This window comes from Bacillus sp. EKM501B, assembly GCF_011800505.1.
Taxonomy (GTDB): domain Bacteria; phylum Bacillota; class Bacilli; order Bacillales; family Bacillaceae_G; genus Bacillus_A; species Bacillus_A cereus.
Map to the genome: position 1 here is coordinate 1 of NZ_JAALFZ010000024.1, position 12565 is coordinate 12565.

Consider the following 12565-nt stretch of genomic DNA (forward strand, 5'->3'; position numbering starts at 1 on the left):
TCCAGATAAAACAGTATTGAGTCCATCATATCAGATGGACTCTTTTTTTACTGTCTACCTATAGGGGATAATACCAGGCTGGCTCTTTTTTATGATTCTTACATTCTTTCTTTCTCTTGAAAGTAAGTAATATTGTCTCGAAGCCACTTCCTCTCCGACATAAACAAGTTTCCACGTTTTTTATACACTTTATCAAATATCTTTAAAACTTCTTCATGATTAGCAAACTTATGTAAGAAACGAAGAGCAATGATAATCTCTGCTTCATCCGTAGGCTCTGCTTCATTTTTACGTCTTCTAGCAACAATTTTATTCACACGTTCGCAAATTGGTCTCATTGCCATTTCGTCGCCATACGTATAAATAGCTCGAACAGCTTCATATTTCACCATCACATTTCTATCCTGTAAAGCTTCAATATAAACTATTTGTAAGTCCGATCCCCCTATTTTTGCTAACACCTCAATAACAGTTGAACGAACATAGGCACTATTACTATATAAAAGCTTTGTTAACGGCAGAATCGATTGCTTCGTTCCAATCTCAAACAATGTATAACAAATATGTGTAATCTCATCTTTATTTTCTTCAGTATCCAGCAACTTTAGCAACGCACTTTCCGCTTCTAACGATTTATATAACTTTAAGGAAGAAACTGCCCAAAAACGAACACTATCGTTTTTATGATAAATATACGGAATGATTTTATTTGTACTACTTACTTCTGGTAATGTATAAATATTACTAAGCAGTTCACTTAACAAAGTCGGGCTTTGTTCACATTCCAAACGATTTATAAGATAATCCGCAATACAAATTTCTTTCGTATTAATAGCGAGTTTCGTCATTACATAATACATATCTTTCTTCATAGCTATTTTTTTTGCTTTGGTTACCTTCTGCTGTAAATAAGGAAACGTTAATAGGTCATTTAGCTCTTTTGCTTCATCATAAGCACGATGGCTAACCTCTGTATCCTCATCATCCATCCGCCTTAATAAACCATCTATATACTCTTCCATCTCCTTCGCTCCCGTCAAAATCAAATCTATCTCTTTGCATTCTATATACGATAGACTACTATTTCAACATAAAAAAGAGGATGCCACAGCATCCTCTCCTTCTCTTCTCTATTCCACACAAGTAAACTGCGTCCAAGCTCCTACATAATCTAGTAAGAATAACTCCTCTTCCGCAATTGTACCGACAATATTTTTCCGTTCATCTATCGGCATTTCTTTTAGAATGATTTGCAGTTCACCTTTATACTTTCCGAATGAGTTATTACCAATTACAACTTGCCCTCTTTCCTGTAGCACACTTTCGCGCACTGGGAAGTCATAATCTTTGTACTTTTTACGTACTTCTGTAGAACGTACCATATACTCTGTTATGTCGCCGCGCCTTACGTGTAATTCTTGCAGCGTAGCTCTCTTCTCTACTTCAGTCGCTTCGTCTACAAAGTGCACTTTTAGCTGTAACATGTAGCGATTTAAGTTTCCTAGTTTTTCTAACTCTTCCTCACTCGCATAAGCATTTCCGATAATGACATCATCAATTAACCCTGTTGCCCATAAATGCTTCGCTTGTACTTCAATTGGTAAATTACGATGCTCTTCTAATGTACATAATCCATCGTTAATATCCCATGGACCGATGTTTGCGACATGTGATGTAATAAAGGCTGCACTGCGAATACCATGCTTTTTAAAGCGTTCACTGCAGCGAATGAAATAATCGTACGGAAGACCAGTGAATTTTTGCGGATAAAAATTATGGCAACCAATTAAAGCTGATTTATTCGCTTGATGCGAAAGAATATTTTCTAAGTACGCAATATCGTTACTTACATTTAACTCAATTTTTAAACCGTACGGATTATTCGTCATTTTCGCTTCAGTTAACCCGTCGAAGCCTACATCTAAACGAATACCGTCTGCGCCTAACTCCGCGAAGAATGATAAATCGCTATAACTAATACCAAGCTGATCAAACACAGCCGGAGCTACATCTAAAATAACTTCCATATTGTTATCTTTTGCGTGATTGATAATCTCTTTAAATTCAGCTACAATTTCTTCTTTCGGACGATTCACAGATAACAAACAAGTAAATATTCTTGAAAAACCGTGTCGTGCCGCTGCGGAAATATAAGCCATATCTTTTTCTTTCGTTGAATGTTCTGGATAAAGTGAAATTCCTAATTTACGCTCCATGCTTTTGCATCTCCTTCACACGTTGTATTAATGCCATGCTCGTAAATCTATATTTTGCAGATAAACACGTTGCACATAAAATTGTCGGTACAATAATTACGTACGGTGATTGCAATCCTAACATTACATATGCACCCATTGAACAACCGATAAATAAAACTGATACTAGTAGTAACACTAATAAAGATTTACTTTGTACCCATTTCGAATAATGGGCAATACACTGTCCGACCACGAATGTAATTAAGATGATAATTGCTCCGGGCATTCTGTTTTCTCCTCTCCTGCTAATTGTTGTTTCTCATACATTTTGAAGAATGGATAGTAAATAACGAACGAGATAACAAAGTTAACAAGTACAAGTACACCAGCCATAATTGTCCAGTCCGTACTAATCACCGCTGCAATTGGTGCTAACATCGTAAATGGCAGTTTCGCCATCATGAGTGGAATCATACCTGAAACAACTGCGAAATATGATACTGTCGTTGTCACTAACGGTGTAATAACGAACGGAATAATTAAGATTGGGTTCATTACAATTGGTGCACCGAAAATAATTGGTTCGTTAATATTGAATAAACCTGGTACGAATGATAATCTACCTAACTCTTTTAGGAACTTAGATTTAGAGAACATAAACATAATTACTAAAGCTAACGTTGAGCCTGATCCGCCAATCCATACGAACCATTGAATGAATTGCTCTGTAAATAAGTTTGGTAACTGATGTGCATTTCCTGTAGCCGTGAATACTTCCATATTTTCAAGAATTGCTGAATCCCACATCGGACGAATAATTGGTCCTAAAATCGCTGGTCCATGTATACCGAATGACCAGAAAAACACGATTAAGAATACTGTTAATAAACCACCGAATAAATTATTTCCTACTAATACTGATTTTAATGGTGCGATTAAATATGTGATCGTTGTATTCACATCAAATTTCAAACCGTAGCGAATGCCCCAGAATAAAAGAATAACTGCTAATGTTGGAATTAATGCTGCAAACGAATTTGAAACTGCTGGTGGTACACTATCTGGTAATTTAATCGAGATATTATGCTTAATCATAAAATGATAAATTTCTACTGCAATTAATGCTGTAACAATTGCGCCGAATAAAGACGTTGCACTTAATGTTCCTACTGAAATATATCTACCTGCATCAATAACACCTGGTACAGCTTTCGTAATTTGAATTGGTTCAACTGATGCTAGTAAAAAGGCGAGTACAGATAATAACCCTGCACTTAACTGATTGAGCTGATAAAAGTTCGCGAGCGAAGCCCCTACACCAAACGCTGCGTATAATGCCATTAGTCCTACTGTAAATCGAAATGGAATATCTAAAATATGGCGAAACGGTGCAATCCATTCCATATATGCATCAATTGGTAAATTTAAAAAGATAACGAAAAATGATCCGACGATCGTTAACGGTAATGTAGAAATAACCCCGTTTCGAATTGCTAATAAATGTCGTTGTCCTGCAATTTTTTGCGTTGTTGGCATAATCTTTTGTTCCATAAAACTCATAAACCCATTCATCAATAGCCCTCCTCTTTCTCTCTACTATAAAAGAATGAAATAAACTTTATAACATTATAATGTTTATATTTAAAAAGATATAATTATGCTAAAACTAATTGTTCTGCTTGCTTAAGCACTTTCAAACCATCACACATGCCATAATCTCGTTGGTCTATAATCGCAACTGGTATGTTGTATGAATTTGCAAGAAACTCTACAGCTGGAAATAAATATTTCACCTGTGGGCCAATTAAAACGACATCGGCTTCCTTAATTTCAAGCTTCACTAGTTCTGAATCAACCGCCTTAATTTTATAATTCTTCCCCTGTTTCTTTGCCTCTTCTTGCATTTTTCTTACGACCATACTCGTTGACATACCTGCTGCACAACATAATAAAATGTACATCTTATACTGTCACTTTCTCTTCTACTCGTTTATGAAGAGCAATAAATTCTTCAGCCAGTTCTTTCACTGTAATTGCATTCATTAAATGATCTTGTGCGTGCACTAACAGTAAACTAATTTCTGCATGATTTCCTCTTGCCTCTTCTTGAATTAAATCCGTTTGAATACGGTGCGCTGCTGAAATTTCCTCACTAGCAAGTTTCATCTTTTCACCGGCATTCCCGAAATCTCCTTGTCTTGCAAAAGCAATTGCTTCAAGCGCCGCGCTTCTCGCATTGCCACCATGTAAAATTAACGCAAATGGAGTTTGCATATCAGCCATTTTAAATTCCCCCAAGCTATATGTTTTCTATATTTTTATCTTATTATGAAAACGCATACAATTAAACATAAAAAACTTCCGTTATGTAACGGAAGTTTTTATATACTTTTTCAAAATGATAATAAAATTTCTTGAAAATCTTCAATTACCTCAGTCTGAGTAAGTTTCTCTATCGTAGTTTGACTAGACATAATATCATATAAAAAATCATAAAGCCTTTGCAAATCTTCATTATTATTGCGCTTTACACTAAATAAAATAATTACTTGTACTTTTTTATCTCCCCAATCAACAGCCTTTTCAAGTGTGCAAAACATCAAAAAAGTTTCCTCACTTAATAACTGCATCGGATGCGGAATCGCAACTGAATTCCCAACCGCTGTCGGAGACGTATTTTCTCTCTCCATAACAGAAGCATAAAAGTTTTTTGGTACATAGCGTTTCTCAGCAGCTTTTTCACATAAAAACTGAATAACATCCTCTTTCGTAGAAGCATTATGATTTAAAAAGATTAAATCTTCCTTAATATAAGGCTGCACACTAGTATTCACATGCGTAAACAACCGCTGACCAATCGATTTAATCTCTTTATCATCAAATATTGAATTCACTTTTATAACTGGAACAGGCAAGCCACTCGGTATATGAATCGTACTAATAATACAATCTATTTTTTCTTTATAAAGATCTTCTACTTTCAATTGATAATAGCCTGTAATACCTACAATCTCTAATTTATCTCGGAACTGTGATAAAATTTTATATTTTAATAGTTGTGCACTTCCTTGACCAGTCGCACAAACTAATAAGCATCTTTTCTTTTGATTCTGCTCCTGCAAACGGCTCATCGCTCCGCCGAAGTGAATTGCAATATAACCAATTTCACTTTCAGGTATCGATTCACCCGTATATTCACCAATGATATCTCCAACGAGAACCGCAATTTCAAAAGCATACGGATAATTCTTTTTCACTTCTGCCAAAAGAGGATTTCTCGTATTTAGCTTATACTTCAAACGATTTAATAACGTTTTTAAATGAATACCAAATCCAAATAATAATTCTTCATCATAATAAAAAATAAGATTCCGTTCTTCCGCTACTTTAAAAAGAATATGTTGCATAAATGCATATATATCTTTCCCTAATAGCTCTTCTACATTTTCATAGCGATCTCTCGTTGTAACAGCAGTACTTAATAAATGCATCGTCACATATAATACTTCTTCTTCTGGAAATGAAAATTTCAACTCTTTCTCTAAATCTCCTAAAATCTGCTTCGCAATTGTATATTCTTTCTTTAGTATAAGTTCTGATTGCTCCGCATGCAGTCCTTTCATATAATGTTGACTTTGACAACGCTTTAATGCGATTGCAATATGAATGACTAAATTATCAATTTCTATATCAGATAAATATATTGTTCCGCCTTCAATATACTTTAATATAATTGAACGAATGAGTGATATATGAGGTAGCGATAAATATGTCTCCGTCTGCTCAAATTGCTCATGAAACGGAGTATGGTCATAACGCGGTAAACCATATTGTGATAAACAAGAACGAATATTAAATTCCTCTCCAACAATACGTATACCATAATACGGTCTCTTCTCAATTTGTAATTTATAGCGACCACATATATCTGTAACATCTTTCATAATTAAATTGACCGTTGATTTGCTCACATACATCTCTTCCGCTAATTCTGAAAGCTTCACATATCCCTCTATCATTAAAACACGCTGCAGAATGTACGCTATTCTTTCTTCATAAGAAGTTGGGATCTTTTCCGTCTGTTTTTGAAATAGACTCACACAAAAGTCTTCAAATTTCTTCTTTTGTATAATTTCTAATTCGTACCCAGTACCTCTTTGCGATTCGATTTTCGCTCCGTTTTCTTCCAATATATCATTTAATAATTTTATATCCTTTTGAATCGTCTTCGTTGATACATGTAAACGGCCTGCTAAAAAAGCTCGATTTAACATCGATTTCCCTTCTAAAAATTCCTCTAAAATAGAAATTAATCGCTGATGCACCTTTGTCATAGCTCTTCCTCTCGCTCTTTATATATAAAGGGGGAAAAGCTGCTGAAATCAGTAGTTTTTCCCCTTTATATTCTCTCTATTTCTTTAATGTAAATCCGAATTTATCCCATGCTTGTAAATAGTCTAGTAAGAAAATCTCTTCTTCTACAATTCGACCAACTACATTTGTTTTTCCTGTATTCACCATATCTTTTAATGCAATTTGTAATTCGCCTTTATACTGGCCATATTGTTCATTATCAATTAATAAATCCCCACGCTTAATTTCACGCGTATTATGAGGTTTAAACTCTTCTTTTTTATATTTCACACGACTTTGTGTAGAACGAATCATATATTCAGATACATCTCCGCGATAAAAATGTGGTTCGTTTAATACGATAATTCTTTCTAGTTCTGTCGTTGTATCATATATTTCTATATCAAATGTTTGTTTCTCTTTATTTAATGCACCTAGTGCTTGTAATTCTTCTTCTGACGCATATGCGTTTGCAATAATAACATCATCAATTAATTCCGTCGCGAATAAATGTTTCGCCTGTGTTGTCATCGGTAATTCACGATGCTGCTCTAATGTACATAACCCTTCTGTTACTGGCCAAGGTCCGTATGTTGCATCAAATGATGAAATAAAAGCTGCCGTTCTCATACCGTAATCTTTAAATTGTTTCGAGCATTTAATGAAATGATCGTATGATAATCCTGAATAACGATGCGGATAAAAATTATGACAACCAATTAAATTTTCACGATTTGGTCTATGACTCATAATGTTATCTACATACTTCGTACCATTGCTCATATTAATCTCAATTTTCAAACCATACGGATTATAAGTCATAATTGATTCTTCTAATCCTGAGAAACCGACATCTAAACGAATACCGTACGCACCTAATTCATGGAAGAATGATAAATCATTATACGAAATACCTAATTGTTCAAAAACAGATGGACTAATATCAACTAATACTTGGAACCCTAATGCATTCGCATGAGAGATCGTTTCTTTAAATTCTTCTATAATTTTCTCTTTTTCTCCATCCACAGATAATAAACATGTGAACACACGTGTAAATCCATATTTACTTGCTAATGTTAAATACTCCTTATCTTTCTCTACTGTTGAATGTTCTGGATAAATAGAAATACCTAATCGTCTCATATGTACACGCCTCTTTCTTCATCATATTGTAAACCTTTTCAAATATATGTAGTGAAAAAGTATATATCCCCTTCTTGTTCACTACTCTTTTGAATCCGCTTTCTTTAAAGAAAAAACAATTTCTATCATTCTTAACACCTACAAGTCTATACATCTATACTTTACATCTTTTTTTCATAGTTGTGTAGCTTTTACACAAATTTGTCAGTTTTTCATCTTAAAAATTGTTATCCGTTTTCAAGACACCTTCCTTGACTGTTGCATTGGCCAATACATATACTCGAAAGAAAAGAGAAAATTTTATATAGGGGATGAATATATGGGAGAAGCAATACTCGTAAAACGAGAACCGTTATGGACGAAAGAGTTTGTTGCTTTAATTTTTGCAAACTTATGTATGTTTTTAGGGTTTCAAATGTTAATTCCAACCTTACCTGTTTATGTGAAAGAAATTGGTGGCACAAGTTCCAATATCGGATTTGTTGTCGGCATGTTTACCGTTGCGGCACTTTTTGTTAGACCGCTAACTGGGAACGCCTTGCAAAAATTCAATAAAAAAATCATTTTAATGATCGGCACTGCTATCTGTTTACTCGCTATGGGCAGTTACCTTTTCGCCTCAACTATCTTTCTCTTGCTTGCTGTTCGTATTTTACACGGAGCTGGTTTCGGTATTACAACGACTACATATGGAACTGTCGTTTCTGATTTAATTCCCTCAGCTCGCCGCGGAGAAGGCATGGGATATTTTGGCCTTTCTGGAACAATTGCAATGGCCCTCGGTCCACTTATCGGACTATGGCTTATGCAAACATATAACTTCACAATTCTTTTTTTATGTGCATTATCGTGCACAGTTGTTTCATTAATATTAACGAAACTACTTCAAATCCAAAAATCGAAACAGCCTCCACAACAATCATCTAGTACTTTTCTCGATGGATTTATTGAGCGTAAAGCTTTACTTCCTTCATTATTAATATTATGTATTACATTAATGTACGGAGGAATCGGAAGTTTTATCACTCTATTTGCTACAGAAGTCGGCATAGCTGATATTAGTCTCTTCTTTTTATGTAACGCACTAGCAATCGCTGTAACTCGTCCATTCTCTGGAAAGCTATATGATGCGAAAGGCCATACATTCGTCATCATTCCGGGAGTTATTATAACTTTTACAGGCATTATTTTATTGTCGTATACGACGACAATTCCGAGCTTAATTATTGCTGCAGCATGTTACGGAAGTGGTTTTGGAGCGATCCAACCTGCACTACAAGCATGGATGATTGACCGCGTAGCACCGCATCGACGCGGCGTAGCAACGGCTACATTCTTCTCCGCATTTGACCTTGGAATCGGCGCTGGAGCGATTATATTTGGATTTATTGCTCATTTTACAAACTATGCAACTGTATATCGTTACTCCTCTCTATTACTTATTGCTTTTCTCTTCATTTACATTACAAGCATAAGAAAACAAAAGCATGGCGATAAAAACACGGAAAAAGCTGCTGGATAATTCAGTGGCTTTTTTATCGTGTTAAAAGAATTATTTCCCCTCGTTTTGCTGTTATAAAACTACATGCATTTTCCTACATATTTTTTTAACTTTCATCAAAAAATATACGATGAACTCGCAGACGCTTTCCTTAATATTCGACTGAACAATATTATTCTAAAAAGTGTGATTTCTTTACAAAATTAAGATTTATACAAGATGAAAACCAATAGAACACAGCTGTTTCTTTAAGGGATTGTAAACTTTTCTTCTCTTTGTAAATTTAGTGTAAATTTTACTAGCAAACCGTTTACAGTGCCTCAAGGTTCAGTTAATAATTACATCGTACATGAAATTTAAGGAGTGGAATGCGTGGAATATAATGTTCAAGATATGATCTTCCAGTTCATTGGTGGATTAGGTATTTTCTTATTCGGGATTAAATACATGGGCGATGGACTGCAACAAGCAGCTGGAGATCGTCTTCGCGATATTCTAGATCGTTTTACAACAAACCCACTTATGGGTGTACTAGCAGGTATGTTAGTTACGGTATTAATCCAATCCAGTTCAGGAACAACTGCTTTAACAGTCGGACTTGTAAGTGCCGGATTTATGACATTAAGACAAGCAATCGGTGTTATTATGGGTGCAAACATCGGTACGACAGTTACTGCATTTATTATCGGAATTAAAATCGGAGAATATGCTCTCCCAGTTATGGCAATTGGAGCAATCTTACTATTCTTCTTTAAAAATAAAAAAGTACATTCTGTAGGTCAAGTTGTATTCGGTTTTGGTATGTTATTCTTCGGTTTAGAATTAATGAGTGCAGGTATGAAACCTCTTCGTTCTTTAGAATCATTCCAAGAATTAACAGTTAGCATGAGTGATAATCCAATTTTAGGAATTGTTGTCGGTACAGTCTTTACTTTAATTGTACAAAGCTCAAGTGCAACTATCGGTATTTTACAAGAACTATTTGGTCAAGGTGCAATCGATTTACAAGCAGCTCTTCCTGTATTATTCGGTGATAACATCGGTACAACAATTACAGCTGTATTAGCAGCAATCGGTACTTCTATTGCCGCAAGACGTGCAGCATTAGTTCATGTTATCTTTAATATTATCGGTACAATTATCTTTACAATTTTATTAGTACCATTTACAAGTTTAATTCAATATTTCCAAACATCATTAAACTTGAATCCAGAAATGACTATTGCATTTGCACACGGAACATTTAACGTAACAAATACAATCATTCAATTCCCGTTCATTGCAGTGTTAGCATGGATCGTAACAAAAATTATTCGTGGTGAAGATGCAGCGATTGACTTCAAACCACAACATTTAAATCCAATCTTTATTGAACAATCTCCAGCCATCGCTTTAACTGAAGCTCAAAAAGAGATTATCCGTATGGCTGAGTTCTCATTACATGGATTAAAAGAAGCAAATCAATTTTTAAATACACAAGACAAAAAACACGCAAACATGGCTACTCAATTAGAAGGAGCTATTAACAATTTAGATAAAAAAATTACCGAGTATTTAGTTTTACTATCAGAAAAGCCACTTTCACCTACGGATTCTGAAAAACATTCTGTTTTAGCAGGTGTTGTTGGAGATATTGAACGTGTCGGTGATCATGTAGAAAACCTTGTAGAACTTGTAGATTTCCAAATTTCAAACCGTGTTTCACTATCAGACGAAGCATTAGCTGAATTAAACGAAATGCTTGAGTTAACAATTTCAACACTGCAAGACTCAGTTGAAGCTTTAACAAACTTCGATACTGAACTAGCTCAAACTGTTATTGCCAAAGAACGCAAAATCGACCAAATGGAACGTGTTCTTCGTAAACGTCACGTATTACGTCTAAACGAACGCAGCTGTTCAGGTGATGCAAGTATCATCTTCGTCGATATGGTAAGTAACTTAGAGCGCATTGGCGATCACGCTGTAAATATCGCTGACGGTGTTTTAGGTGAACAAGGAAAAATCAATTTAAAACAATCATTATAATAAGAAAGAGACGCTAACGTAAGCGTCTCTTTCTTATTATATTTTAACAACTGTTCTTCCTTTTAACTTTCCTTGCAATATAAGTGTAAACTTCTCCTCTAATTCTTCTAATGTACATTCTCCTGTATAAGATCTTAACTCTTTATTACTCCATTCATTTGCTAAGAGCGTCCACACATCACTTCTCACATCTGCTGGACATTGCACAGAATCTATCCCTAAAAGGCTTATGCCTCGTAAAATAAACGGATATACCGTTGTTTGTAATTCCTGGCCTGCCACATTACCGCATGTCGTTACACAACCACCATACTTTACTGTTTTTAAAGCTGTTTCTAACATACGTCCACCTACAGTATCAATAACTCCGGCGTATATCCCTTTTAACATCGGTCTTCCTGATTCATCATTCAATTCCGCGCGATGAATCACTTTTTTCGCTCCTAGACGTAGTAGCATATCTTTCTCTTCCATTTTTCCTGTCGCTCCTACTACGTTAAACCCTAACTTACTTAATATACTAACAGCTACACTGCCTACGCCGCCTGTAGCACCCGTTACTAAAACATCTCCCATATTAGGCTTGATTCCTGCCCCAATAAGCTTATATACCGACAACGCCGCAGTAAAACCTGCTGTCCCGTACATCATACTTTCCTTTAATGACATTCCTTCTGGTAAAGGCACGACCCAAGATGATGGCACGCGAATATATTCTCCGAAACCACCAGAGGTATTCATACCTAAGTCATATCCCGTTACAATAACTTGATCTCCTGCTTTAATGGTAGCATCTTCACTACTCACAACTACTCCTGCAGCATCAATTCCTGGCGTATGAGGATATGTTCTCGTAACACCTTTATTACCAGTAGCTGAAAGAGCATCTTTATAATTTAATGAAGAATAATGAACTTGTATGAATACGTCTCCCTCAGGTAAACTACTTACTTCTCTCTCAACAACTTTTCTTACAAACTGATGATTTTCCTTTTCGTTCACAACGATTGCTCGGAATGATGTATGATTCATTATGCTCTCTCCTTTATCCGTCAAATTCTTCTTTATTATATAGAAGAAATAAGTAAGCTTACTCATTTCTTCTTGGCTATATTTCAACAAATCTTACTTCCCTATCACTTTCTCATAATATATATTTTCATTTCTACTAAAAGCCCTTATACTTATTCTACATCTGACAAATAATATATAGAAAATCTGACTTTTTATAAATATATTGAATTTTTACGAAATGTAAATGTTTTGTAATGTTTTTTTTCGCTAAATTTCATTATAATAAGTGGATATGAGTGTCGTATTTCAATCCAAATGAAGGAGT

11 protein-coding genes are annotated in these 12565 nt (G+C 35.0%); 2 read left to right on the forward strand and 9 right to left on the reverse strand.

Translation table 11 applies throughout. The features are described 5' to 3' along the window. Positions 1-98: 98 nt before the first annotated feature. From HFD78_RS25670 to HFD78_RS25705, 8 genes are all read right to left on the reverse strand, one after another. On the reverse strand, positions 99-1022 hold the full coding sequence (locus HFD78_RS25670; RefSeq protein ID WP_098006035.1) for a HEAT repeat domain-containing protein: 924 nt from the start codon (positions 1020-1022) through the stop codon (positions 99-101). A gap of 108 nt (positions 1023-1130) precedes the next feature. Next, positions 1131-2216, reverse strand: coding sequence for a DUF871 domain-containing protein (locus tag HFD78_RS25675; RefSeq protein WP_000440054.1), 1086 nt, complete (start codon positions 2214-2216; stop codon positions 1131-1133). Then, complete coding sequence (locus tag HFD78_RS25680) at positions 2206-2484, reverse strand: hypothetical protein (RefSeq protein WP_001117509.1); 279 nt, start codon at positions 2482-2484, stop codon at positions 2206-2208. The genes HFD78_RS25675 and HFD78_RS25680 overlap by 11 nt, the downstream gene beginning before the upstream one ends. Beyond that, complete coding sequence (locus HFD78_RS25685; protein ID WP_001013052.1) at positions 2460-3770, reverse strand: PTS sugar transporter subunit IIC; 1311 nt, start codon at positions 3768-3770, stop codon at positions 2460-2462. The genes HFD78_RS25680 and HFD78_RS25685 overlap by 25 nt, the downstream gene beginning before the upstream one ends. Positions 3771-3853: 83 nt before the next feature. After that, entirely contained in the window at positions 3854-4159 is a 306-nt protein-coding gene (locus HFD78_RS25690) for a PTS sugar transporter subunit IIB (protein WP_000275642.1), read from the reverse strand. A gap of 1 nt (position 4160) precedes the next feature. Further along, complete coding sequence (locus HFD78_RS25695; RefSeq protein ID WP_000774631.1) at positions 4161-4481, reverse strand: PTS lactose/cellobiose transporter subunit IIA; 321 nt, start codon at positions 4479-4481, stop codon at positions 4161-4163. Between the two features lie 110 nt (positions 4482-4591). Next, positions 4592-6532: a BglG family transcription antiterminator gene (locus HFD78_RS25700; RefSeq protein WP_098006033.1), complete on the reverse strand. Its 1941-nt coding sequence runs from the start codon at positions 6530-6532 to the stop codon at positions 4592-4594. Positions 6533-6608: 76 nt separating this feature from the next. Continuing rightward, positions 6609-7697 carry a DUF871 domain-containing protein gene (locus tag HFD78_RS25705; protein WP_001253349.1) on the reverse strand — a complete coding sequence of 363 codons (1089 nt, stop codon included), beginning with the start codon at positions 7695-7697 and terminating at the stop codon, positions 6609-6611. A gap of 319 nt (positions 7698-8016) precedes the next feature. Between HFD78_RS25705 and HFD78_RS25710 the strand changes: the two genes are divergently transcribed. Further along, positions 8017-9219: an MFS transporter gene (locus HFD78_RS25710; protein WP_000503243.1), complete on the forward strand. Its 1203-nt coding sequence runs from the start codon at positions 8017-8019 to the stop codon at positions 9217-9219. Between the two features lie 351 nt (positions 9220-9570). Next, positions 9571-11226 carry a Na/Pi cotransporter family protein gene (locus HFD78_RS25715; RefSeq protein WP_000456270.1) on the forward strand — a complete coding sequence of 552 codons (1656 nt, stop codon included), beginning with the start codon at positions 9571-9573 and terminating at the stop codon, positions 11224-11226. A gap of 36 nt (positions 11227-11262) precedes the next feature. Here the strand turns inward: HFD78_RS25715 and HFD78_RS25720 are convergent, their stop codons facing one another. After that, positions 11263-12258: a YhdH/YhfP family quinone oxidoreductase gene (locus HFD78_RS25720; RefSeq protein ID WP_001016957.1), complete on the reverse strand. Its 996-nt coding sequence runs from the start codon at positions 12256-12258 to the stop codon at positions 11263-11265. Positions 12259-12565 lie beyond the last annotated feature (307 nt).